Source organism: Sphingopyxis sp., assembly GCF_050725655.1.
GTDB lineage: Bacteria > Pseudomonadota > Alphaproteobacteria > Sphingomonadales > Sphingomonadaceae > Sphingopyxis.
The window spans coordinates 62,275-85,935 of the sequence record NZ_JBOHHT010000115.1 but is presented as its reverse complement, the minus strand read 5'-3'; the positions used below and the strand labels follow the sequence as shown (position 1 = coordinate 85,935).

Genomic DNA, 23,661 nt, shown 5'->3' with positions numbered 1-23,661 from the left:
GTCCGAAAAACAGCACGTCAGAGCACATATTTACTGAGGTCGGTGTCGCCGACGATCTCCGAAAGCTGGCGATCGACATAGGCGGCATCGATCTCGAGCGTCGTGCCGCCGACGTCCTCGGCGGTGAAGCTGATTTCCTCCACCAGCCGCTCCATGATCGTCTGCAGGCGGCGGGCGCCAATGTTCTCGACCTTCTCGTTCACTTCGGCCGCGAGCTTCGCGACGCGCGCGATCGCGTCGGGGGTGAAGTTCAGCGTCACACCTTCGGTGCCAAGCAACGCCACATATTGTTCGGGCAGGCCCGCCTTGGTCTCGCTGAGGATGCGTACGAAATCCTCCTCGGTGAGCGCGCCGAGTTCGACGCGGATCGGCAGGCGGCCCTGCAATTCGGGGAGCAGATCGCTCGGCTTGGCGACATGAAAGGCGCCCGAGGCGATGAACAGGATATGGTCGGTCTTCATCGGACCATATTTGGTGGCAACGGTCGTGCCCTCAATCAGCGGCAACAGATCGCGCTGCACGCCTTCGCGGCTCACCGAACCGCCGCGCACGTCGCTGACCGCGATCTTGTCGATCTCGTCGAGGAAGACGATGCCATTGGCCTCGGCATCGGCGAGCGCGATCCGCGCGACATCATCCTGATCGAGACGCTTGTCTTGCTCTTCCTCGATCAGCCGTGTTGCAGCTTCGATCACCTTGAGCTTGCGGCGCTTCTTGGGCGCGCCGCCCATCGCCTTGCCGAGCATGTCAGACAGGTTGATCATGCTCATCTGCCCCGGCTGGCCAGGCAGTTCGAACGGCATGCTCGGGGCATCGGCGACCTCGATCTCGACTTCGCTATCGTCGAGATGACCTTCGCGGATGCGCTGGCGAAAACTCTGGCGCGTCGCCTCGCTCGCGCCCTTGCCCGTGAGGGCGTCGAGCAGTCGCTCCATTGCGGCCTCTTCGGCGGCGGCGCGCACCGCCTCGCGGCGGCGCTCCTTCTCGAGCCGCACCGCTTCCTCGACCAGATCGCGCGCGATCTGTTCGACGTCGCGGCCGACATAGCCGACTTCGGTGAATTTGGTCGCCTCGACCTTGATGAAGGGCGCGTCGGCGAGCTTCGCCAGGCGGCGCGAGATCTCGGTCTTGCCGCACCCTGTCGGGCCGATCATCAGGATATTCTTGGGGCTCACCTCGTCGCGCAGGTCGGCCGACAATTGCTGGCGGCGCCAGCGATTGCGCAGCGCCACCGCGACCGCGCGCTTGGCGGCATCCTGGCCGATGATGTGCGTATCGAGCGCGGCGACGATCGCCTTGGGAGTCAGGTCCTTGTTCATGTGATTATGCCTGGATTTCGATGATTTCTTGGGTGAACTGGTCGTTGGTATAGACGCAGATGTCGGCTGCGACCTCCATCGCCTTGCGAACGAGCACCGCGGGATCCTTTTCATAGTCGACAAGCGCGCGCGCCGCCGAGAGGGCGAAATTGCCGCCCGATCCGATCGCGGCGATTCCGCCCAAGGGTTCGAGCACGTCGCCGTTGCCGGTAATGACGAGCGTCACTTCCTTGTCGGCGACGATCATCATTGCCTCGAGGTTGCGGAGATATTTGTCGGTGCGCCAGTCCTTGGCGAGTTCGACCGCGGCGCGCAGCAGCTGGCCGTTGTGGCGCTCAAGCTTCGCTTCGAGGCGCTCGAACAGCGTGAAGGCGTCGGCGGTCGCGCCGGCAAAACCGCCGATCACGCTGCCGTCGTGCAGGCGGCGGACCTTGCGGGCGTTGGGCTTCATCACCGTCTGGCCCATCGACACCTGACCGTCGCCGATGATGACGACCTTGTCGGCGCTGCGAGCGGAAAGGATGGTGGTTCCGTGCCAGGGCGCGGCACTTTGCGCATGGGGATTGCTCATGCGGCGGGATATGGGCGATGGGTCCGCGCCCCGCAAGGGGAGGGCGGATTTGCCGTCAGGCGGCCCAGGTCAGGAGCGCGCGGGCGCCGTCATCGATCTCGATCGTCGACGGATCGGTGAGGAGCACCGCTTCGCCGAGCGCGACGCTTTCGGCCGCGACGCGGCATCCCGCCGACAATGGCACGAAGGTGAGTTCGCCGGTTGCCTGTTCGAGCAGCGCCGGGTCGACCGGTGCGCCGAGCTGCGCGAGATGGAAGTATGGCCCGCTGACGAGCATGCGGTTCGCTTGGCGATCGACCACCGTGTCGCGCGGATCGTGCACGGGACCGGGGTGCGAGACCTTCAGCCCTTCGGCGAGATGCAGCTCGCGCGGGCGGCCATAATCATAGAGGCGATAGGTGCAGTCGACATTCTGTTGCACCTCGACGACGATCAGTCCGCCGCCGATCGCATGGATCGTACCCGCGCGATTATAGACGAAGTCGTCCGGCTTCGACGGCCGCCAGTCGATCATGTCGACGATCGATCCGTCGAGTGCCGCGTCGTGCAGGGCTGCACGCGTCGTTTCAGCCGTCAGGCCGACGCCCAGTTCGGCGCCGGGTTCGGCGTCGAGGATCAGCCAGCACTCTTCCTTGCCGCGCGGAAAACCTGCCGCTTGCGCCGCTTCGTCGCCCGGATGGACCTGGATCGATAACCGTTCCGAGGTGAAAAGGAATTTGACCATGATCGGCGCATTGTCACCGGCGGGATTCGAAAACCATATCTCGCCAATCCGGTGCCCGCCGAAATCGCCGAACGCGGCCGGAATATCGGTGCGTCCCCAGGGCTTTTCGACGACGATGGTTTCGAGGCGCGTGAGCATGGCACCACGATGCGGAGCCGCCGGCGGAGCGTCAAGCGCGCTGCGTCAGGCCGCTCTGTGCAGGCGATTGCCATTGCCGCCGTTTGGCTGGTCGAGCCACAGGCCGCGCGTGTCATAGACGATCTTGTCGCCGCGTTCCTCGATCGGGATCGATTTGAACAGGTCGTGGTCGACGAGGACGATCAGCACGTCGCAGCCGGCGAGCGCGCTGTCGAGGTCGATCAGCTCGGCACCGGTGCCCGCAAACTCCATCGGCAGGTCGCGCGCATAGGGTTCGACGATCTCGATCTGCTTGCCGAAGCGGCGCGCGAGTGCGGCTGCGACCTCGACCGCCGGGCTTTCGCGGAAATCGTCGATATTGGGTTTGAAGGCGAGGCCGAGACAAGCGACGCGCGCCTTCGGATGCTGCGACACGAGCATTTCGGCGGCGCCGATGACGTGTGCGGTCTTGGCGAGGTTCACTTCGCGCGCGGTGCGGATCAGGCGGCTGTGGTCGGGGGCGCCATGGACGAGGAACCATGGGTCGACTGCTATGCAATGGCCGCCGACGCCGGGGCCGGGCTGGAGGATATTGACGCGCGGATGGCGGTTGGCGAGGCGGATCACCTCCCAGACGTCGACGCCCATATGCTCGGCCATCATCGACAGTTCGTTGGCAAAGGCGATGTTGACGTCGCGGTAACTGTTCTCGACCAGCTTCACCATTTCGGCGGCGCGCGCCGAGGTGGTGACGCACGCGCCGCGCACGAACTGGCGGTAAAAGGTCATCGCGCGGCGGGCGCAGCGCGGGGTGATGCCACCGATGCAGCGGTCGTTGTCGACGAGTTCGACGAGGATGCGGCCCGGCAGCACGCGTTCGGGGCAGTAAGCGACGAAGATGTCCGCTGCGCCGGTACAGGAACCCGGAACCTTGAGGTCGGGGCGGTGCTCCGCGAGCAGTTCGGCGACCTTTTCGGTCGTGCCGACGGGCGAGGTCGATTCGAGGATGACCAGATTTCCGGCCTGGAGCTTTGGTGCGATCGCGCGCGCCGCGACAAGAACATAACTGATGTCGGGGCGGTGCTCTTCGTCATGCGGGGTCGGCACCGCGATGACAAAGGTGTCGGCGGGCGCGACGTCAGTCGAAGCAACAAGCGTTCCGCGCGACACGACGCCCTGAACGAGGCCGTCGAGATCGACTTCCTCGATATGCACCTTGCCGCTGTTGACAGTGTCGACGACCTTCTGGCTGACGTCGACGCCGGTGACCTTGCAACCCGAGCGTGCGATCAGCGCAGCGGTGGGCAGGCCGATATAGCCAAGCCCGAGGACCGTGACCTTTTGTTCGCTATCAATGGGCACGCGCAACAATCTCCGCAATCTGTGTTGCCGCCGTGCCGTCACCGAAGGGGTTATGGGCACGGGCCATGGCCGAATAGGCGTCCTTGTCGTCCAAAAGCTTGAAAATTTCGGAAACAATACGCGCTTTGTCGGTTCCGACAAGCCGCGCAGTGCCGGCTTCGATACCTTCGGGGCGCTCGGTGGTCTCGCGCATGACTAGCACGGGCTTGCCGAGCGCAGGCGCTTCTTCCTGCACGCCGCCGCTGTCGGTCAGCACGAGTTCGGAGGTGGCGAGCAGGCGGACGAAATGGGGATAATCGAGCGGATCGATCAGTGCGACATTGTCGAGGGCCCCGAGGATCGGCTCCATCGCGCTGCGGACATGCGGGTTCGGATGGACCGGAAAGACCACCGCGACGTCGCTGCGCGCCGCGATGGCGGCGATCGCCTCGGCGATGGCTTTCATCCCGTCGCCGAAATTCTCGCGCCGGTGCGACGTGACGGCGATGATCCTTTTGCCTGCGAAGCGGCTGACGAGCGGGTCGAGCCCGGCGGCCAGCGAGGGCTCCTCGTCGATCCGCGCCTTTGTCGCGAGCAGCGCATCGATCACGGTGTTGCCGGTGATGTGGATACGTTCGGCAGGCACATTTTCGGCGCGGAGCGCAGCCGCAGCCGTTTCGGTCGGCGCGAAATGCAAGTCGGCGACCGCTCCGGCGACCTTTCGGTTCACTTCTTCGGGCCAAGGGTGATAGATGTCCCCGCTGCGCAGACCAGCCTCGACATGGCCAACGGGAATCTTGCGAAAATAGGCCGAAAGCGTCGCGGCCATCGTCGTGAGCGTGTCGCCATGGACTAGGATGCGATCGGGTTTTTCGGTGTCAAATGCTTCGCCAAGGCCGGTTACGAGCCGCGCCAACAAGCCATCGAGCGTCTGGTTTGCCCGCATGACATCCAGATCGATGTCGGGCGTGATGCGCCCGATTTGCAATACCTGATCGAGCATTTCGCGGTGCTGCGCGGTGACGCAGACCCGCGCCTCTATCTCGGACCGGGCGCGAAGGGCATGAACGACCGGAAACATCTTGATCGCTTCGGGGCGGGTGCCGAAGACTGCCATCACTCTCATTTTAAACGACTCTCCGCATCGTGATACCGTCGACTACTACCTGATGCGCGATTAAGCGACAAAGCTTGCAACACCCTTAAGCCCTGGACGGCAAGCGTCCGCTGAATGAGATAAATGGAAAGCCCGCAACGCCAGGCATTTTCGCACGTATATTGTCACCGCACGCGTGCAGGGCTAGGGGGGCGGCAATATCTCGACCGCGGTTCTCCCGCGGTTGCGCAGGGTTGAGTAAGAACGGTTCAACAGATCATGTTTTGGAAGCGTAAGAGCAAGGTGGTCGCGCAAACGCGCAGCAGCTTCGCGATTCCCGATGGGCGGCGTGTTTATGCTATCGGCGATATTCACGGACGCGACGATCTTTTCGCGCAGTTGATCGAGAGCATCCGGGCCGATGCGGCCGCACACCCCACCGGACGTGTCACATTGATCCTGCTCGGGGACCTCGTCGATCGCGGGCCGCAATCGGCCGAGGTGGTCGAGCGTGCCATCGGCCTGCACCACGAATTCCCCGACGTCCGCCTTTTGATCGGTAATCATGAGGAATGCTTTCTCGCCGCCCTCACGGGCGATGTCCGGCTGCTGCGCTATTTCATGCGGATCGGCGGCGAGGCGACGGTGCAGAGTTACTGGAATAGCGACGTAAACCTGTCCGAAGCGAGCTTTGAGGAGGTCGCTGAAATCCTCCCGGGCCTTGTTCCTGCCAGCCATGTCCAATTTTTGGGCGCCGGCGAAGACGTGATCGAAATCGGTGATTATGCCTTTGTTCATGCCGGAATCCGCCCCGGCGTACCGCTCGAGAAGCAGGCGCTTTCCGATTTGCGGTGGATACGCGAAGATTTTCTCGAGGATGATCGGGATCATGGAGTGATGGTCGTTCATGGGCACACTATCCGCGAGAATGTCGATGAATGGCCCAATCGGATCGGCATCGATACCGGCGCCTATCGGTCCGGCGTGCTGACCGCGATCGTTCTGGAGGGGACGGACAAGCGTTATCTAAGGACCGACCCACCTGGTGATGGGTCCGAGGCGGGAAGCTGATTCCGGCCTCGATAACAGGCAGGTTGGAGCATCCGCGCTTCTATCGGTTTTCATTGATTACCAATCCAGCCCACTATAAACCCGGTAAGTGGTCCCGGCCCGGTCGGTTGTCGGCCGGTAGCAAAGAGTGCAGGTTCTGACTAACGTGAAAATTGTAGCTTTGTTGTGACCGAACACCGTGCCTCTGATTTCCGGGCCCTTTCATTTATCGTTGCGATACTACGGAAGGTAGCGGACCTCCCGCGATCGATGCGGCGCCTTATCGCGGTCGCGATGGACGTCATGCTCTGCGTCGTTTCCGTCTGGCTGGCTTTTTCGATCCGCATTGGCGCATGGGATTTGATCAGTCCCGCGGTCGGGATGGCGATCGCTGTCGCCGTCCCGTCGTGGTTGATCGCGGCGCGTTGGTGCGGCGTCTATCGGTCGATCATTCGTTTTGCCGGCGGCCGCACGATGATCGATCTGGCGGTGGCGTGCCTGCTCCTCTCGCTTCCCATGATGACCGTCTTCATGTTCGTCGGGATCCCGCATATCCCTCGTACTATAGGCGTGTTGCAGCCCTTGCTGCTGCTGCTGCTGCTGGCGCTTAGCCGGATCGCGATCCGTTATGCGATTGTCGATGTCCTGCATGTCGTCCGGCAGAGGCAGGGCTCGCGCGTAGCCATCTATGGCGCAGGAAAGGCCGGGCAGCAGCTGGGCTTTGCAATCCGGCACGACGGCAACGCCTCACTCGTCTGCTTCCTCGATGACGATGCCGGCCTGATCGGGCATCGTATCGACGGTGTCCCGATTTTCGGCACCGACGATATGGGCGATCTGGTCGAAGATCTCGGCGTCGACGAAATCCTTTTGGCTTTGCCCAGCGTTCCGCGGTCACGTCGTCTGGAAATTGTCGAGCAATTGCAGTCCTATTCCCTGAAGGTTCGTTCGCTGCCGAGCCTCGCCAATATCATGGACGGGCAAGTGTCGATCCGTGACCTTCGCGAGGTGCAGGTGGAGGAGTTGCTGGGGCGCGATCCGGTTCCGCCCGATGAAAAGCTGCTCGGTGAAGCGATTTCGTCGAAGGTCGTGCTCGTTTCCGGCGCAGGGGGTTCGATCGGGTCCGAATTGTGCCGCCAGATCGTCGCGCGCCATCCGAGCCAGTTGATCCTTGTCGACCATTCGGAATTCAGTCTCTACACGATATTGACCGAGCTCGAAGAGCATCTCGGCCACGGGAGTCCGACCGAGATCATCCCCGAACTTGCCGACATTTCGGAGGCCGCGGTCGCCGCCCGCATCATGGATCGCTACCGACCGCAGACGGTTTTTCATGCGGCCGCGTACAAGCATGTGCCGCTGGTCGAGGCGAACCCCATATCGGGCCTTAGGAACAATGTTTTCGGAACCTATTATTGCTGCATCGAGGCCGAACGGGTCGGGGCATCGCGCTTCATTCTGGTCAGCACCGACAAGGCCGTCCGTCCGACGAACGTCATGGGCGCATCGAAGCGGATGTGCGAACTGATCCTTCAGGCGCGGGCCGCCGAGGGAGGCGATACCGTGTTTTCGATGGTTCGATTCGGCAATGTCCTCGGATCGAGCGGATCGGTCGTTCCCCGTTTCCGGGCCCAGATCGCCGCTGGCGGACCGATTACGCTAACTCATCGCGAAGTGACGCGCTTCTTCATGACGATTCCGGAGGCCGCCCAGTTGGTGATGCAGGCGGGCGCGATGGCAAAGGGCGGCGAGGTCTTCGTTCTGGACATGGGCCAATCCATCAAGATTTTCGACTTGGCCTGTTCGATGATCCAGCTGTCGGGATGCACGGTGCGCAGCGAAGACAACCCCGACGGCGATATCGCCATCGAGGAAATCGGTCTGCGGCCGGGCGAAAAAATGTACGAAGAATTGCTGCTCGGCGACAACCCGCAACCCACAGATCACAGCCGCATCATGCGGGCTCAGGAAGCGAAGTTGAGCTGGCCCAAATTATCGGAACTGCTCGAAGCATTGGATCTGGCATTGGCCGAAGGCGATGCTGAGGCCGCAATGAGAGTTGTTCGGCGCGCGGTTCCTGACTATGCGCACTCCATCCCGACGCCTGCAGCGATTCTTGAAAAGAATCTGCGTGCAGCTGGCCGCTGATCGAGTGCATTTCTTATGAAAAGTCAAAACGTGCGACGGACATTTTCCCTTACAGCATCGAACGCACCCGACCGCGTGCCGTTTATGATTTCGTTTTCCCTCGTGATTTTGGCCTTTTTCATGGTCGGGAGCAGCCGCGACGACATCGTGTCTCTTCTGATCTGGCGCCCCCTTTCGGCATTTCTGTTGGCGCTCTCGATCGTCAGCTGCGGAACGCAAGCTTGGCAGCGCGGAAAGCCGCTCCTGATTTTGGCGATGGCGATCGTGACGCTTGTCGCGGCGCATCTGGTGCCGCTCCCGCCGGAAATATGGACGGCTCTGCCCGGTCGCGGTATTCTGGTGAAAACCTATGAAGCGGCCGGCATGGCGTTGCCTTGGCAACCGCTCTCGATGGCGCAGGCGCGGACTTGGAACGCGCTTTTTGCGCTGGCCGGACCTATTGCGTTGCTGATCGCGGTTCTTGCCGTTGAACAGCGTCGCCACCAACAGTTGCTCTTACTTTTGTTGGGCTTGGGGTTTTTCAGCGGCATCACTGGCATGTTGCAAGCGCTCGGCCCGGAGAGCGGACCCTTGTATTTTTACCGCATTAGCAATTTCGGTATGAGCGTGGGTCTGTTTGCCAATCGCAATCACCAGGCGATCCTGTTGGCAACGATGTATCCGCTACTCGCCGCCTATATTTCGCTTTTCAAGGGGCGTCCGGACCAGTTGTTTTTCCAGCGGTCGATGACCATTGCCGGGGCGTGCTTGCTCGTCCCGCTGATTCTCATGACGGGATCACGAGCCGGCCTGATTCTTGCCGTCGTCGGGATCGGCACCGCTTGGTGGGTTTATCGTAAACCGGTCTCGCAGGGGCGGGCCGTTGGCATCCGCGCCGAGCATCGCTCACGGCTGGTCGGTATCGGCATTGCGGTTGTGCTTCTGGTGGTCGTTTTGATCGTCGCCGTCAGCACGCCTGCACTCCAGCGGCTGATCGATACGGATCCGGCTTCCGAATTGCGCGTGCAAGCGTTCCCCGTGATTGTCGAAGCCACGAAAACCTTCTTTCCGTTCGGAAGCGGGATCGGAACCTTCGTCGAGACATACAAGATATTTGAGCCCGATTCCTTCATCTCGGTCAGCTATTTCAATCATGCGCATAACGACTTGGCCGAAATCGTGATGACCGGCGGGCTACCGGCGCTCTTCCTCGCCATCTGGGTGGCCGGTCTGGGAGGCATCGCGTTTTTCGCCCTGATGAGGCGGCGCAAGGCCCGTACAGAGGACCCCGATTTTTCGGCTCAGGTTATGGGGCGCGCGGGCTTTGCGGTGCTCGCCATGCTTGCCCTCGCAAGCGTCGCTGATTATCCGCTTCGTGTGCCAGCGCTGACGCTCTATGCGATTATTGCGGCGGTGTGGTGTTCAAATGCTTATCGATTGATCCGGAAGTGACAGGAATTATGCAGAAAAAAGTGGGTGCCTATGGCGCCAAGGCGGCGTCGCGCGCCGTCATGCTGGCGCTGGCGCTGGCTATTTCCGGATGTTCGGCCGGCCTGGTAGGCAATGGACTGGGCGGACCAACGGTTACGCGCGTTGATATGAACGAATTGCCGGGCCCCAACGGGCAGGTTGGGGCGGATCAGGCCTATCGTTACACGATCGGGCCGTTCGACAAGCTGATAATTGATGTCCTGGGGGTCGCCGAACTTTCTGACCGCAAGATCACCGTCGACGGATCGGGCAACATCACGCTTCCGATCGCCGGCGTGGTTTCGGTGGGGGGGCTGTCGCTAGGCGAGGCCAGCGACCGGATCGTCAGCCAGCTGCGCGCAGGATATGTACGGAATCCGCAGGTTGGCGTGAATCTGGAAGAAGCCGTCAGCAACTATGTAACGTTAGATGGCGAGGTCGATCAGCCGGGTAATTATCCGATCGTGTCGGGGCTGACCTTGATGAGAGCCGTCGCGGGAGCGAAGGGCACCACCGATTTTGCCAAGCTGCGCGAAGTTGTGATTCACCGCACCGTCAACGGGCAAAAGATGGTCGCGCTGTACGATCTCGCAGCGATCCGGCGCGGTACCTACAGCGATCCCGTACTTTATCCGCACGATATTGTGGTGGTCGGGGATTCAGCAGGCAGGCGTCTATTCCAGCAGATTATCGCGGTTTCGCCATTGTTCATTTCGCCTTTGATCGCGATTTTGGATAATAGGTAACAATAACTCAGATTGAGATTGAGCAATATTAGATGTCCGACTTCAACAAACCCGCGTTAGCTTCTGGCGCCGATGCCCAAGAATTGACTACCGGGAAGGGCTCCAGATCGGTCCCAGTGCTTCTGGAGTACTGGAATGCACTGAAGCGCCGTATCTGGCTTGCTTTGGCGATCGTAGCTATCGTCACGGTGGCAGGGCTCATCGTAACGCTTCTGATGACGCCGCAATATACGGCGACGTCGCGTATCGAGATTGCGCGCGAGCAGGCAAACGTGACCAACGTCGAAGGGCTGAAGCGGGAAAATAACTCGCCTGACCAAGAGTTTTACCTGACTCAATATTCGTTGCTTAACGCCCGATCGCTGGCGCAGCGCGTTGAGCGGAAATTGCGTCTTGCCCGGAAAGAAGAGTTTTTTGCGGCCCATGGCACCACGCCTGAAGGGGAGGGCTTGCTCTCGGGGCCTTCATCGGGACCGGTCTCCGCCGCCCAACTTCGCGAACGGGAACGACAGGCGGTAGAACTTCTTCTCGATAATGTCAGTATTTCACCGCTACGCGGTTCGGCTTTGACGGACGTTGCCTATCCAAGTGCATCCCGCGATATGTCGCGTCAAATCGCCAACGCGTGGGTAACCGAGTTTATTCAGCAGAGCATGGATCGCCGTCTCTCGTCGACAGCGGACGCGCGCGTCTATCTGGAGTCCCGCTTGCAAGGTTTGCGCGACCGGCTGGAGCAGTCGGAACGCGATCTGGTAAATTATGCGGCGCGTCAGGGAATTGTCCGCCTAGCGGAAACTCAGAGCGAAGACGGTCGCACGCGGACGACCCAGACGCTTGCTTCGAGTGACCTCGAGCAGATCAACCGCGTTCTTGTGCAGGCGACGACCGAACGGGCCGACGCGGAAGTGCGGCTCGGCGCTGCGCGGTCACCGGGAACCACGCAACTCGCACTCGGCAACCAGTCGCTCAATCTCATGCGGCAGCGCCGTGCGGAGGCCAATTCTGAATATCAGGAACTGCTCGTTCGTTTCGAGCCCGAATATCCGTCCGCGCGTGCAGCGCAGGAAAAGGTACAGGCGCTGGACCGTTCGATTGCAGCCGAAGAAGGCCGGATTCGCAACGCCTATCTGAACGAATATAATTCGGCACGTCAGCGCGAGGATGCCTTGCGAGCCCGCGTCGACAAGCTGTTGAGCCGCCTCGACACGGAAAACCGGTCGAGCATTCAGTATAATATCTATCAGCGCGAAGTGGATACCAACCGGCAATTGTACGACAGCCTTCTCCAGCGCTATAAGGAAATTGGCGTTGCCGGTGTCGGCACGAACAATATCTCGATCGTCGATGATGCGTTCTCGCCGATCGATCCGTCATCGCCGCGCCTCATTTTGAACCTGGCACTCGCAGTGCTTTTGGGCATGGGCCTCGCGGGTCTTGCCATCGTCATTCTCGAAAACCTCGACGAAAGCGTGCGGGAACCCCATCAGATCGCGGACAAGCTTGAAGTGCCGCTGTTGGGTGCGGTGCCCGCCGTCGACGACGACGCACTGGCCGATATCGACGATCCCAAGTCGATCATATCGGAAGCCTACATGACCGTCCGGACGAACTTGAGCTTCTCGACGGATCATGGGGTTCCGAAAACACTGGCGCTGACCAGCACGTCGCCGTCCGAGGGCAAGTCGACGTCGGCTTATGCCTTGGCTCGGGTGCTGGGCCGAACCGCGGGATCTGTGGTGCTCGTCGACGTCGACATGCGTCGTCCTGTGGTCGCGAGCCGTCTCGGTCTCGACAACAGCAAGGGTGTTTCGAACTTTCTTGCCGGGGATGACGACTGGGCATCGCTGGTCCAGGCGATTGACGGATCAAACGTCAGTTTCGTTGCGGCGGGCCCGACACCTCCGAGCGCTTCGGAATTGCTCAGCGGAGATCGTCTGGAATTGTTCGTCCGCAAACTTTCCGAAAAATTTGATCATGTTATTCTCGATAGCCCGCCGATGCTTGGTCTGTCCGACGCCGCGTTGATCGGCAGGGCGGTTGAAGGGGTTATCTACGTTATCGAGGCCGATCGAACGGCGGTCCGCGCTTCGCAGGCAGCCTTGTCGCGCCTGCGCGAGTCGCGCGCGCATGTTCTGGGCGCGCTGCTCACCAAATATCGTGCCAAGCAATCGGGCTACGGCTACGGCTATGGCTATGGCTATGGCTATGGCAAGGACAATCCGTCCGGGCAGACGGCGTAGGGTCTGATTGGCATGAAGGGTGAAATGAAGCTGACGCCGTCGATTTTTGTGGGCCTCGTCGTGGGCCTTTTGCTCGCCGTACTCGCTTTCTCGCAGGCGGCAGCGTCGGTGGGACTTTCCATCGACAGTTTCCGGCCCCTGGGCGGCAGTTTCTTTTCCTGGCGAGCCGGGCAGACGCGTGCGGCGCTTGCTATCTCTTCACGTAGTTCGCGCGTCAACTCGGCTGCGGCTCAGCGACTTGGACGTGAGACTCTTGCGCATGCTCCGCTGACACCGCGGTCGCTCTGGCTTGTCGGCAAGAGCATGGAAATTGGCGGCGCGCAGTCGAAGGCGCGCAAAGCCATGTTGCAAGCCGAGCGGCTCTCGCGCCGCGACAGCGCCGTGCAGCTATGGCTTGGGGCTGATCGTTTGCGCGGCGGGTATATCGCATCCGGGCTTCGTCATTTCGACCTCATGATCCGTGGCGACGCCGACGCCGCTAATGCTGTGATTCCACGGATGGCGTTGATCATTCTGGCGCCCGAGGGGCGTCGGCATCTTGCGCCGTATATTCGCGAAAATAATCCCTGGCTGCCGCACCTGTTTCAGGTTGCGGTGACCGATTTGCCGCGGGCTGCACCGATGGCGCAGTTGTTGATCGATCGGCGCAAAATGGCGCCGGATATCGAGAACGGACGGTATGTTTATTCGACTCTATTAACACGACTGATCGCTGAAGGCTCGTATTCCTCGGCATTGCAGCTCTATCCCTTGTTGCCAGGCTCTAACCGCGACACCTTGCGCAACGTCGGCGGAACTGCCCGCGGCAAGCTGGATGAGGGGTACCCACCGTTTGTGTGGGCCTTCTCGGACGGCAGCGCCCAAGGCGGCGAATTCGTTAGTGTCGAAGGTGGCCTAACGGGGATCGACATCTTCGCCTCGCCGGGAACCGTGGGGGTCGCGGCGGTCAAGCTCGTCGCCGTCAATCCCGGCGACGCGCTTTACTGGCAGGCCGCTGATCGCGCGAGCAATCTCGACGGCAGCGCGACGTGGGTTGCGACCTGCCTCGCGGGGGCCTCGGCGAAAAAGAAAGTGGAATCGGCGAATATGCTTTCGGCGAGCGTTCCGCAGAACAAGCTGCTGAAAATGGCCATGCCAGCCGGTTGCAACCTCGTCCGGCTGGACATGCGCGTGGCGGGCGGTATCGGGCGGGATCCGACCAATCTGACGATTTCGGCGCTGAAGCTCGCGCGCGATACGAGCGCGAAATAATCGATGTTGAAGCGCGGGTTCGACATCGCGGCTTCGGCGGTCGCGCTATTGCTATTTTCGCCGCTGATCCTGATCCTCGCGCTGCTGGTGCGATCGCGATTGGGATCGCCGGTGCTGTTTCGTCAGACGCGGCCCGGCCTTGGCGCGCGATCGTTCGACGTCATCAAGTTCCGGACGATGACCGACGCGGTCGGGGCTGACGGCCTGCCTTTGCCCGACGCCGACCGGCTGCCCCCCTTCGGTCGCTGGCTGCGCTCGACCAGTCTCGACGAGTTGCCCGAGCTCTGGAACGTCCTGCGCGGCGAAATGAGCCTCGTCGGGCCGCGCCCGCTGCACACCTATTATCTTCCGCGCTATTCGCCGACGCAGGCGCGGCGGCACGAGGTCCGACCGGGGCTCACGGGGTGGGCGCAGATCAACGGCCGCAACGCGATCGGCTGGGAAGAGAAATTCGCGCTCGACGTTTGGTATGTCGATAACCGGACCTTCCTTCTCGACCTGAAAATCATCCTGATGACGGTCGCAAAGATCGTGCGCCGCGACGGGATCAGCGGCGAGGGTGAGGTCACGATGTCCGAATTCATGGGATCCGTGCCCGCAGGCGGGGCGAAGGGCGTCGCCGTCGGCACACATACGGAAGAAGGTTGAATCGGTTGCCGGACAAAATCGGTGTGCAAGAGGCCAAACGGCGGTGATCGGTAATTCGCAGGAACTGGAAGCGGACGGCCTTCACGGGCGCCTGGTCCGTAATGAGGGCCGACCGGCATCGCTGATCGTCTGTGTCCATGGTGGCGGGTGCAGCGGGCGATATTTCGACCTGCCTTCATTCTCATTTGCCGGAGCAGCGCTCGGCGCCGGACACGCGGTGCTGATGGTCGACCGGCCGGGACACGGGATGTCGCCGCCGATAGACGGCCCCGACCCGATATATTCCGCTAGCCGGCTCCTGACGAAGCTGGTCGGGGAGGCCGTCATGGCGTGCGGCGATCCCGACCTGCCCGTCGCGGCATTCGGCCATTCGATCGGCGGCGCGGTCACGATGCACTGGGCGGCGCAATCGCCGCCGATGCTGAAATGTCTCGCGACCTCGGGTATCGGTTCGCGCCCGACCGACGCGGCGCTGGCATGGCTCGGCAAGCTTCACGGCGACGGGGACATCGTCCTGCCACAGGCTTTTTTCTTCGGCCCCGATGGCAGCTTCGATTGGCGGGCGCCGATCGCGCTCCGCAAATCGGGAGAACCCTGGCGGAAAGATGACGTGGACGAAGTGCTGCTGCGCTGGCCGGATCGGTTTGCCGCCGTCGCATCGTGCATCCGCTGCCCGGTCCTCGCCATCCTGAGCGAGCATGAACGGATCTGGGAAAATGATGAGAATGCGCTGAAGGCCATGCGCGATGGTTTCGCGCCGGGCGGGGGCCAGGTCGAGATTGCGGCTGGCGGCGGTCATTTATATGAAGTACATCGAAGCTGGTCTGTGCACGCAGAGCGGATAATCGCCTTTATAGAGGGCCATATCGAATGAGTTCGTGGCCGCCCCCTGTTCAATTTAACGGTATCGGTTGATGACATCATTTGCAGAACACGAGGCAGCCGGAAGCGTGGGCGCCCGCATCGTGGCTGTTGCGACACATGTGCCACAAACTGTTCTGGATAATGCCGAGCTCGCCGCCTTGTATCCGGAATGGCCCGCCGACAAGATTCTCGACAAGACCGGGATAGCGGAACGGCATATCGCCGGGCCGGACGAAACCGCGCTGGATCTGGGCGTGGCGGCGGCTGAGAAACTGTTCGTAAAGACCGGGATAGGCAAGGCCGATGTCGATTTCCTGATCTTCTGCACCCAGGCCCCCGATTATGTTCTGCCGACATCGGCGTGCATCATGCAGAACAGGCTGCAGCTCGGGACCGGCATCGGCGCGCTCGATATCAATCTCGGCTGTTCGGGGTTCGTATATGGCTTGTCACTGGCGGCAGGGCTGATTGCGGGCGGCATGGCGTCCACGATCCTCCTCGTCACCGCCGACACCTATTCAAAATATATCAATGCCCGCGACAAGAGCGTTCGGACCCTGTTCGGCGATGGCGCGGCGGCGACACTGATCAGGCGGAACGGTCCCGGCGATACGGGGAGCATCGGTCCGTTCGAGTTCGGCACCGATGGCAGCGGCGCGCACCAGTTGATCGTTGAAGGCGGCGGCTTTCGCACGCCCCGCAGCCCGGAAACCGCCGAGGAAGTCGTCGACAAGAGCGGCAATGCGCGGTCGAGAGACAATCTTTACATGAACGGCGGCGCCGTTCTGAACTTTACACTGAAACGCGTGCCCGAAGTCGTAGGTCGCCTGACGGACAAGATGGGCTTGCCGATCGAGGCATTCGATAGCGTGATCCTGCATCAAGCCAACAAATTCATGCTGGATTCGTTGCAGAAGAAGCTTGGCCTGAGCGACGAACGGGTGCCGCGGCGCTATGCGGACGTGGGAAATACCGTCTCGTCGACGATCCCTTTCGTTCTGGAGAATATGGCCGAACAAAGTCGTTTTCCGGCCGGACGCCATATGTTAGTGGGCTTCGGAGTAGGGCTGTCCTGGGCGGCAGGTTCGATAAGTTTTTGAAATATAAGGAGTGACTATGTCTGACTTTCGCGACGGACTGGCTGAAATTCTGGAAGTCGAAGCGAGCGAACTCGAAGAGGGTTTCGAACTCGGCGAGCTTTGGGATTCGCTTGCCGTGGTTTCGACGCTGGCGCTGATAGACGAAGTGCACGACGTTTCGGTCAGTGCCGAAGATCTGGCAGAGTGCAAAACGGTCGGCGATATTGGCAAGCTGGTCGACGCGGCGGTGGCGTGACAGTCGAAGCGGTTCTTAAAAGCGGGCAGGCGGCCAAGGTCCAGTCCGCGTCGATCGTCGGTCTGGCGGCCTGTGTGCCGCCCCGCGTCGTCGGCAACGACCATTTCACCGAACAATTTGGTGATGGCGTCGCCGACGTCACCAAGATGACGGGCGTTCTGACGCGGCGCTGGGTCGATGATGCGACCACCACGGCCGACCTGTGCGTCGCCGCGGGCAAGCGTGTGCTCGAGGATCTCGACTGGGACCCGGCGTCGGTCGACGCGTTGATCTTTATCTCACAGACCCCTGATTACCGCCTTCCGGCGACCGCGGCGGTGATGCAGCCGCGGCTCGACCTGCGCCCCGGGATCATTGCGTTCGACATCAATTTGGGCTGTTCGGCCTATCCTTACGGCCTGTGGCTGGCGATGAGCATGGTGCAGACGGGCGCGGCACGGCGGGTGTTGCTTGCGGTCGGCGATACCAGCAGCCGCGTGGTCGATCCCAGCGACCGCGCCACCGCAATGCTGTTCGGCGATGCCGGCACGGTGACCGCGATCGAATATGACGAAAAGGCCGAGCCTGCTTATTTCGTTCTCGGGACCGACGGTCGCGGCGCCAATAATCTAATCATCCCCAGCGGTGCATCGCGCCAGCAGAAGCATGAAAAGACGCCGAACGAACAGGACAAGCTGTTCATGGACGGCGGCGAAATCTTCACCTTCACGCTGAAAGCGGTCCCGACACTCGTTGCCGAAACGATGCAGGTCGCGGGCCGGTCGGTCGATGACTATGATTATTTCCTGTTTCATCAGGCCAATACCTTCATGATCAACCACCTTGCGAAAAAGGCAAAGCTGCCGAGCGAAAAGGTGCCGATCAATATCGATGCGTTCGGCAATACGAGCAGCGCGACGATTCCGCTGCTGATCTGCGACAAGCTGGCGGGCGATCTTTCGTCGAAGCCGCTCCGGCTCGGTATGTTCGGTTTCGGGGTCGGCTATTCGTGGGGCGGCGCTTCGGTTGACGTTGGCGCATTGAAATCGGTCGTCTTGCTCACGCTATGATTTTCGCATCGGACAGCCTTGCGGGCAAACATATCGTCGTCACCGGCGCTTCGTCGGGCTTGGGGCAGGCGGCGGCGACGTATCTCGCGACGCTGGGCGCCAACCTGTCGCTGGTCGGGCGCGATGAGACGCGGCTCGGTGCAACGCTTTCGGGATTGGGCGGCGAGGGTGCACACGCGGTCTTCGCGGCCGATGTCGGCGATTTTGGCACGGCCGACGAATTGGTGCAGCGAGTTGTGACCGAACGCGGCGCGATCGATGGCCTGTTCCATTCTGCCGGCACGAGCCTCGTCATGCCGATGCGCCTGACCAAACAGACACAGATTGACGAGCTTTTCGGTGCAGCAGTGATGGGTGCGTTGGGCATGGCCAAGGCGCTGTCGCGGAAAAACGCGATGAACGACGGCGGCTCGCTTGTGTTCATGTCGTCGGTTTCGGCGGTGCGTGGGCGCCGCGGCATGGTCGCCTATTCGGCGGCGAAGGCCGCGACCAGCGGCATGGTGCGCGCTTTGGCGGTCGAGCTTGCCGATCGGCGGATCCGCGTGAATTCGATCACCGCCGGCGCGGTGGAAACCGCGATGCACCGCAGTTTTGTCGAGAGTGTCAGCGACGATCTGGTCGCCGGCTATCGCGATTTGCACCCGCTCGGTTTCGGGCAGCCCGACGACGTGGCGGCCGCCGTTGCCTTCCTGCTGAGCGACGCGTCGCCATGGATCACGGGTATCGACTTGCCCGTCGATGGCGGCTACGCGGCCAAGTGAAGAGCGCGCGCCCGTCGGCGCGGACGTCAGGATTGTCGAACCCGTGATTCCTGTTTCCAGCTATATTGATCCCGCCGCGCTGGAGCACGAGATGGAACTGCTGTTCCGCAAGGGCTGGCAATTCGTCGCGATGACCGACGAACTGGCGAACGATCAGGATTTCGTCTGCGTCGATCTGCCGGGGACCGCGATCGTCGTCCAGAATTTCGCCGGATCGCTGCGCGCGTTCCGCAACGTCTGCCCGCACCGGCTGAACCTCATTCAGACCGAAGAGCGCGGCAACCGGTCGCTGATCTGCCGCTATCATGGCTGGGCGTTCGACGGCGAGGGCCGCCCCAGGACCTTGCCGCCGCGCCAAGGCTTCGCCGAGAGCCGCGACGACGAGCGTGTGTGCCTGCAGCGGTTCCCTGTGGAGGTGTGCGGGCGCTTCGTCTTTGTGTCGATGGAAAGCGCGCCGCCGCCGCTCACCGACTATCTGGGCGACTTTGTACCGGTCCTTGAGCAATTGAGCCGCGCGATGGGCGCGTTGACCGACATCGATACGATCCATCACGCCGCGAACTGGAAGCTGCTCGCCGAGAATGTGCTCGAATGCTATCATTGCGGCTATGTCCATCCCGAGACGTTCGTCAAAGGGCTGGGCATCGGGAAGAAGTCGATCGTCGACGTCCGGCTCGACCGCGGGCACAGCTCCTCCCATTTTCCGAAATCACCGACGGCGCGCGACGCGTTGAAAGCACGGGCGGTCGCGCATCTGGCGGATCGCGAATTTGCGCATGAATCCTTCTTTCATGTGCATATCTTTCCCAATCTGTTCATTTCGTCGACCGAGGGCACGGCCTTCTATGTCGGGCACGCCATCCCGGTGTCGGCGCACGAGACGAACTTGCGGACGCGCTTTTTCGCGCCAGGAGTCGAACTCGACGAGCGGACGCAGGCGCGTCAGGACCTGATGAACAAGCAGGGCGCGACGCTGGGCAAATACGTCATCAACGAGGACCGGGCGATCCTCGAGACGGTGCAGCGCGGCATGGCGTCGGCGAACCGGCCCCCGCTTCTGGGCGCGGACGAAGTGCGGATCGAGGCTTTCGCGGCCGCCTACGAAGCCGCAATGGCGGGCTGATCAGCTTTTCGAAGCCGGCATTTTCAGCGATTTGGCGGGCAGGGTGAAAAGCGTCATCCCTGCCGCGACGTTACGCTGCGCGACGACATTGGCGCCGATACGCGCGCCGTCGCCGACCATGACGCCGGGCATGACGCGCGCGCCAGATCCGATGAAGACGCCTTCGCCGACCGTCGCATGACCCATCAGGTCGACGTGCGAGCTGACCGTCGAAAAGGCCCCGAGCCGCGCATCGTGGCCGAGGCCCGAGAAGGTGAGCAGGCTGGAGAAGGGGCCCATGTGCGTGTTCGCGGTGTTCATCGCGAGCGGGCAGATGATGACGCCTTCTTCATGTCGGCAGTTTGAGCCGATGATCGCGGTGGGATGAATGAGCGTCGCAAAGACGGCGCCGCGCGGGCGGAGGAGGTCGACGAGCTTGCGCTTGGTGTCGGGCGCGCCGACGGCGAGCAGCAGCCGGTCGCCCGCTTGCGGCTGATAACCGGCAACGCTGCCAATGTGGGGTACGCCGCGGCCGAGCGGCCCGCGGTCTTCATCGTCGAGATAGCCGCTCGCCGGGGGCAAGCTTCCCGCTGCGTGACAGTCCGCCGCCCAACTCGCGACCTCGTGGCCAAAGCCGCCGCCGCCGACGATGATCAGCCGGTTGATTTCCGTGGGCGCCATTATGCCGCCGCCGCGTCCAGCACTTCGCCGATCGCGGCGACATGGCGGCCGATCTCGTCGTCGGTCATCGTCGGATGGGTGAGGAACATCAGGCTGGTTTCGCCAAGGTCGCGGGCGACGGGCAGGCGTTCGGCGGGGCGCCAGGGCGTGCCATCGAATGCCTTTTCCAGATAAACCTCGGAACAGCTGCCTTGCATCACCGGGACGTTGCGCGCGTTCAATTCCGCCACGATCCGATCGCGCGACCAGCCGGGTTTCAAGCCGTCGGGCCGGACATAGGCATATTGGCGATAATAGGCATGCGTCATGCCCTGCACTGGCGCGGGGACGCGTACCGCGCCCGCAAAGGGCTTCAGTGCCGCCGCGACCGACTGCGCGATCAAGGTACGGCGTGCGTTCCATGCCTGCATACGGCCAAGCTGGATGCGCCCGATTGCGGACTGGACTTCCAGCATGCGCCAGTTGGTCCCGAAACTTTCATGGACCCAGCGGAAACCAGGGGCGTGTTCGCGCTCATAGACCGCTTCCCAGCTCTTGCCATGATCCTTGTATGACCACATCGCCGACCACAGGTCGGGATCGTCGGTGGTGACCATCCCGCCTTCGCCGCCGGTCGTCATGATCTTGTCCTGGCAAAAGGACCAGGCGCCGACGTGACCGATGCTGCCGACGCTGCGGTCGCCGACCTTCGCGCCATGGGCCTGCGCGCAATCTTCGATCACCCGGAGATCGTGTTCGGCGGCAAGGGCCATGATTCCATCCATGTCGCAAGGCCAGCCCGCCAGATGCACCGGAATGATCGCCTTCGTCTTCTCGGTCAGGACGGCGGCGATCGTCGCGGCGGATATGTTTCCGCTGTCGGCATTGACGTCGGCAAATACTGGAATGGCGCCGGCGTTGACGACCGTCGATGCCGAGGCGATGAAGGTGCGGGGCGTCACGATCACCTCGTCTCCGGGCCCGATATTCATCGCCTTCAGCGCGACGTCGAGCGCCAGCGTGCCATTGGCCAGGGCCACGGCGCGCGCGCTGCCGGCCCATTCGGCAAATTCGCGTTCGAATGCGCGGCCTTCCTGTCCGGTCCAGTAATTGACTTTGTTGGAGGCGATGACGGCGGCGGCGGCGGCGACTTCTTCGTCCGAGAAGGAGGGCCAGGCGGAGGGGGGAGCGCTTTGCATGGAGCGAGCGTTTATCGAGCAACGGAGCCGATGTCCATGCGCGTGTGGGGATGATCAATAGCTCAAAATTACGCTGCCCAGACCGATTGGCAGAACGACGAGGCTGAACGCGATGACACCGAGCGAAACTGCCGGTGTTGGCCGCAATTTTTCCCAGGGAAAGGTGAGCAGGATCGGAATGATCCAGAATATGGACTGCCGAAAAGATGTCACGGGATTCGTGCTCAGTACAATATATATGGCGAAGCTTGATATCGCGAACAGTCTGTATGTTCGCTGCTCTTCCCCGCTCAGGAAAATATACAACGTGAACATCAAGGTGGCGCCCGCAATGAAGAAAATATGGAAGAGCGACGTAGGTTCCCGGGCGGCGTTTACTGCCGCTTCTGATCCACCGGACGTGAAGTATACGACGTATTTTTGCATGAATCCGGGCGCTATGGCGATGATATTTTCGAATAGGTTAAACAGGTCCTGCCTGTAAAACAGAAATATAAGTCCTGTAATCGCCGATGCGACGATAATCACTGTCTTGTTCTCAAAAATCTTGACGGAGTTTGGGAATTTATTCTGAAACAGGATCAGCAGGATTGGAATTAGCGCGAGAATTGCCGTGTTGTGGAACAGAATGGCCAGCCCGACCAGGGCCAAAGCAAACAGGCTGCCGCGTGCGGCGAGCAGGGCTGCGCCGACGCATAGCAAGTAAGCCGGCGTGGCCCTGATTGTAACGATTGCGAGAAGGGGGCCGAACATTGCGATCGACATCATGACGCCCTGCCATTTCAGGCGGTATCGATATGACAGAAGAAGAATTGCGGCACAGGTTGTCAGACTGAGCAGCCAGTGCGCCGCCACGATCGCATAATGGGTTGACCCGGTAACCCAGCGCAGCGCGAGGAGCGAGCCCCAGCCGAAGGGCTCCGACAGAATCCAGCTGCGATCGAAGCCCGACCAATAGACGTCCGTAAAATAGGCATAGGCATCATAGTCCGCAATATTGAAGCTGTCGTAATTATACCGGATATACATCACCGATATAAAAAGACAAAATACGGATACGGCCACCATAACCTTATTAAAATTACTATTTTCGGTCATGTCAGGCCACCATTATCCCGATTGCAACAAGGTAGAAGATCGAAGCCATCATCAGACCGCATGTTCGCGACGATGTGTAAATTTCATTTGATTGCAGGATCGTTCCATGATCCCAGTCCCTGTACATCCGGTTGTCGATTACGAGCAGGACAAGCAACATTCCTAGTGAATTGATGATTTGCCCCAAATTGTTGAACGTCATGCGATATTCGGGGAATATCGACGCAACGACATAGGGGATGCTGATTCCCATGGAAAAGACGAAGGTCGCCAGACTCGACAATATAAAGAGCGGGCTCTTCAAGCTGTCGCGAGAGAATATTCTGAAATGTGCCGCCCCGATGTCATGGCTGCGGTGTGGCAGTCGTAGCGCCCAGGCAGCTCTCTCGACGAATCTCTTGCGCACGGGCCTGATCCCTAGAGCCATATGGTTCGCTAGGGACGAAAAAAAGAAACCTATTGCGGAGATTAAGATTATTTCCTTCGCCGTGCTCCTGATATCAACAAGATATGAAAGAGACGTCATGTAAAGAAGCGAAAAAAATCGGCCTCCGTAAAGGAATATATTGGTCCTAGAGATGAAAAGGCCGCGTTCTTCGATTCGCGAGAGCGCCCTTATGTGCCATGCCGTGCTATCGATTATCATTGCGATCGTTACGGCGGATATCGCAACGATGATAGTTATTAATTCGATCATCATAAGTCAGTCGCTTTGGCGGCCCATTTGCAAATACGGGTTCACAGGGTGTTACGGGTGCCGCTTCGCGCGGGCAGCGTCTCCTACGCTTCGAACACGGTCATAGCCAGAGAGGAATCGCGCGCGGTTTCCGAACGCCAAGGCGAGCATTGTTCCGCGACCGTCAATGAGTTTGAGGTCGAGTGACGGGGTCGAC

The 23,661-nt window shown here is 61.1% G+C and carries 22 protein-coding genes; 13 read left to right on the top strand and 9 right to left on the bottom strand.

Features of this window, described 5'->3' with window-relative positions; genetic code table 11:
- Positions 1-17 precede the first annotated feature (17 nt).
- Genes hslU through wecB form a run of 5 tightly spaced genes read right to left on the bottom strand, consistent with a single transcriptional unit; the run spans position 18 to position 5,198 of the window.
- A complete protein-coding gene (hslU, locus tag ACREBX_RS18010; protein WP_431563111.1) occupies positions 18-1,319 on the bottom strand; it encodes an ATP-dependent protease ATPase subunit HslU in 1,302 nt (433 codons plus the stop codon).
- 4 nt (positions 1,320-1,323) lie between these two features.
- Positions 1,324-1,890, bottom strand: coding sequence for an ATP-dependent protease subunit HslV (gene hslV / locus ACREBX_RS18005; protein WP_431563110.1), 567 nt, complete (start codon positions 1,888-1,890; stop codon positions 1,324-1,326).
- A 55-nt stretch (positions 1,891-1,945) separates the two neighbouring features.
- Complete coding sequence (locus ACREBX_RS18000) at positions 1,946-2,752, bottom strand: class I mannose-6-phosphate isomerase (protein ID WP_431563109.1); 807 nt, start codon at positions 2,750-2,752, stop codon at positions 1,946-1,948.
- Positions 2,753-2,797: 45 nt separating this feature from the next.
- The gene (wecC, locus tag ACREBX_RS17995; RefSeq protein WP_431563108.1) at positions 2,798-4,093 is read right to left on the bottom strand and encodes a UDP-N-acetyl-D-mannosamine dehydrogenase; all 1,296 of its coding nucleotides are present in this window, start codon (positions 4,091-4,093) and stop codon (positions 2,798-2,800) included.
- On the bottom strand, positions 4,083-5,198 hold the full coding sequence (wecB, locus tag ACREBX_RS17990; protein ID WP_431563107.1) for a non-hydrolyzing UDP-N-acetylglucosamine 2-epimerase: 1,116 nt from the start codon (positions 5,196-5,198) through the stop codon (positions 4,083-4,085). Before wecB ends, wecC begins: the two co-directional genes overlap by 11 nt.
- Positions 5,199-5,447: 249 nt before the next feature.
- On the opposite strand from wecB, the gene ACREBX_RS17985 reads away from it, so the two are divergent.
- From ACREBX_RS17985 to ACREBX_RS17925, 13 genes are all read left to right on the top strand, one after another.
- On the top strand, positions 5,448-6,239 hold the full coding sequence (locus tag ACREBX_RS17985; RefSeq protein WP_431563106.1) for a metallophosphoesterase family protein: 792 nt from the start codon (positions 5,448-5,450) through the stop codon (positions 6,237-6,239).
- A gap of 249 nt (positions 6,240-6,488) precedes the next feature.
- Positions 6,489-8,366 carry a polysaccharide biosynthesis protein gene (locus tag ACREBX_RS17980; RefSeq protein ID WP_431563105.1) on the top strand — a complete coding sequence of 626 codons (1,878 nt, stop codon included), beginning with the start codon at positions 6,489-6,491 and terminating at the stop codon, positions 8,364-8,366.
- Positions 8,367-8,381: 15 nt separating this feature from the next.
- Complete coding sequence (locus ACREBX_RS17975) at positions 8,382-9,797, top strand: O-antigen ligase family protein (protein WP_431563104.1); 1,416 nt, start codon at positions 8,382-8,384, stop codon at positions 9,795-9,797.
- A gap of 8 nt (positions 9,798-9,805) precedes the next feature.
- A complete protein-coding gene (locus ACREBX_RS17970; protein WP_431563103.1) occupies positions 9,806-10,561 on the top strand; it encodes a polysaccharide biosynthesis/export family protein in 756 nt (251 codons plus the stop codon).
- 32 nt (positions 10,562-10,593) lie between these two features.
- Positions 10,594-12,801 carry a GumC family protein gene (locus tag ACREBX_RS17965; RefSeq protein WP_431563102.1) on the top strand — a complete coding sequence of 736 codons (2,208 nt, stop codon included), beginning with the start codon at positions 10,594-10,596 and terminating at the stop codon, positions 12,799-12,801.
- A 12-nt stretch (positions 12,802-12,813) separates the two neighbouring features.
- Complete coding sequence (locus tag ACREBX_RS17960) at positions 12,814-14,052, top strand: hypothetical protein (RefSeq protein ID WP_431563101.1); 1,239 nt, start codon at positions 12,814-12,816, stop codon at positions 14,050-14,052.
- 3 nt (positions 14,053-14,055) lie between these two features.
- The gene (locus ACREBX_RS17955) at positions 14,056-14,700 is read left to right on the top strand and encodes a sugar transferase (RefSeq protein ID WP_431563100.1); all 645 of its coding nucleotides are present in this window, start codon (positions 14,056-14,058) and stop codon (positions 14,698-14,700) included.
- A gap of 43 nt (positions 14,701-14,743) precedes the next feature.
- A complete protein-coding gene (locus tag ACREBX_RS17950; protein WP_431563099.1) occupies positions 14,744-15,574 on the top strand; it encodes an alpha/beta hydrolase in 831 nt (276 codons plus the stop codon).
- 40 nt (positions 15,575-15,614) lie between these two features.
- Complete coding sequence (locus ACREBX_RS17945; protein WP_431563098.1) at positions 15,615-16,664, top strand: 3-oxoacyl-ACP synthase III family protein; 1,050 nt, start codon at positions 15,615-15,617, stop codon at positions 16,662-16,664.
- A 16-nt stretch (positions 16,665-16,680) separates the two neighbouring features.
- Positions 16,681-16,899, top strand: a complete 219-nt coding sequence (locus ACREBX_RS17940) for a phosphopantetheine-binding protein (protein ID WP_336445920.1) — start codon at positions 16,681-16,683, stop codon at positions 16,897-16,899.
- A complete protein-coding gene (locus ACREBX_RS17935) occupies positions 16,896-17,948 on the top strand; it encodes a ketoacyl-ACP synthase III (protein ID WP_431563097.1) in 1,053 nt (350 codons plus the stop codon). Before ACREBX_RS17940 ends, ACREBX_RS17935 begins: the two co-directional genes overlap by 4 nt.
- A complete protein-coding gene (locus tag ACREBX_RS17930) occupies positions 17,945-18,709 on the top strand; it encodes an SDR family NAD(P)-dependent oxidoreductase (protein ID WP_431563096.1) in 765 nt (254 codons plus the stop codon). Before ACREBX_RS17935 ends, ACREBX_RS17930 begins: the two co-directional genes overlap by 4 nt.
- Before the next feature lie 43 nt (positions 18,710-18,752).
- Positions 18,753-19,832 (top strand): aromatic ring-hydroxylating oxygenase subunit alpha, encoded by a 1,080-nt coding sequence (locus ACREBX_RS17925; protein WP_431563095.1) that lies wholly within the window; start codon positions 18,753-18,755, stop codon positions 19,830-19,832.
- On the opposite strand, the gene ACREBX_RS17920 is transcribed toward ACREBX_RS17925, so the two are convergent.
- Genes ACREBX_RS17920 through ACREBX_RS17905 form a run of 4 tightly spaced genes read right to left on the bottom strand, consistent with a single transcriptional unit; the run spans position 19,833 to position 23,468 of the window.
- Entirely contained in the window at positions 19,833-20,492 is a 660-nt protein-coding gene (locus ACREBX_RS17920; protein WP_431563094.1) for a DapH/DapD/GlmU-related protein, read from the bottom strand.
- Positions 20,492-21,670 (bottom strand): DegT/DnrJ/EryC1/StrS family aminotransferase, encoded by a 1,179-nt coding sequence (locus ACREBX_RS17915; protein WP_431563093.1) that lies wholly within the window; start codon positions 21,668-21,670, stop codon positions 20,492-20,494. The genes ACREBX_RS17920 and ACREBX_RS17915 overlap by 1 nt, the downstream gene beginning before the upstream one ends.
- A gap of 54 nt (positions 21,671-21,724) precedes the next feature.
- Positions 21,725-22,768, bottom strand: a complete 1,044-nt coding sequence (locus ACREBX_RS17910; protein ID WP_431563092.1) for a hypothetical protein — start codon at positions 22,766-22,768, stop codon at positions 21,725-21,727.
- Position 22,769: 1 nt separating this feature from the next.
- On the bottom strand, positions 22,770-23,468 hold the full coding sequence (locus ACREBX_RS17905) for a hypothetical protein (protein ID WP_431563091.1): 699 nt from the start codon (positions 23,466-23,468) through the stop codon (positions 22,770-22,772).
- Positions 23,469-23,661 lie beyond the last annotated feature (193 nt).

Coding starts and splice junctions, on each gene's coding strand:
- hslU (WP_431563111.1), bottom strand. CDS start 1,319: ATGAACAAGGACCTGACTCCCAAGGCGATCGTCGCCGCGCTCGATACG.
- hslV (WP_431563110.1), bottom strand. CDS start 1,890: ATGAGCAATCCCCATGCGCAAAGTGCCGCGCCCTGGCACGGAACCACC.
- ACREBX_RS18000 (WP_431563109.1), bottom strand. CDS start 2,752: ATGCTCACGCGCCTCGAAACCATCGTCGTCGAAAAGCCCTGGGGACGC.
- wecB (WP_431563107.1), bottom strand. CDS start 5,198: ATGAGAGTGATGGCAGTCTTCGGCACCCGCCCCGAAGCGATCAAGATG.
- ACREBX_RS17985 (WP_431563106.1), top strand. CDS start 5,448: ATGTTTTGGAAGCGTAAGAGCAAGGTGGTCGCGCAAACGCGCAGCAGC.
- ACREBX_RS17980 (WP_431563105.1), top strand. CDS start 6,489: ATGCGGCGCCTTATCGCGGTCGCGATGGACGTCATGCTCTGCGTCGTT.
- ACREBX_RS17975 (WP_431563104.1), top strand. CDS start 8,382: ATGAAAAGTCAAAACGTGCGACGGACATTTTCCCTTACAGCATCGAAC.
- ACREBX_RS17970 (WP_431563103.1), top strand. CDS start 9,806: ATGCAGAAAAAAGTGGGTGCCTATGGCGCCAAGGCGGCGTCGCGCGCC.
- ACREBX_RS17965 (WP_431563102.1), top strand. CDS start 10,594: ATGTCCGACTTCAACAAACCCGCGTTAGCTTCTGGCGCCGATGCCCAA.
- ACREBX_RS17960 (WP_431563101.1), top strand. CDS start 12,814: ATGAAGGGTGAAATGAAGCTGACGCCGTCGATTTTTGTGGGCCTCGTC.
- ACREBX_RS17955 (WP_431563100.1), top strand. CDS start 14,056: ATGTTGAAGCGCGGGTTCGACATCGCGGCTTCGGCGGTCGCGCTATTG.
- ACREBX_RS17945 (WP_431563098.1), top strand. CDS start 15,615: ATGACATCATTTGCAGAACACGAGGCAGCCGGAAGCGTGGGCGCCCGC.
- ACREBX_RS17940 (WP_336445920.1), top strand. CDS start 16,681: ATGTCTGACTTTCGCGACGGACTGGCTGAAATTCTGGAAGTCGAAGCG.
- ACREBX_RS17930 (WP_431563096.1), top strand. CDS start 17,945: ATGATTTTCGCATCGGACAGCCTTGCGGGCAAACATATCGTCGTCACC.
- ACREBX_RS17920 (WP_431563094.1), bottom strand. CDS start 20,492: ATGGCGCCCACGGAAATCAACCGGCTGATCATCGTCGGCGGCGGCGGC.
- ACREBX_RS17915 (WP_431563093.1), bottom strand. CDS start 21,670: ATGCAAAGCGCTCCCCCCTCCGCCTGGCCCTCCTTCTCGGACGAAGAA.
- ACREBX_RS17910 (WP_431563092.1), bottom strand. CDS start 22,768: ATGACCGAAAATAGTAATTTTAATAAGGTTATGGTGGCCGTATCCGTA.
- ACREBX_RS17905 (WP_431563091.1), bottom strand. CDS start 23,468: ATGATGATCGAATTAATAACTATCATCGTTGCGATATCCGCCGTAACG.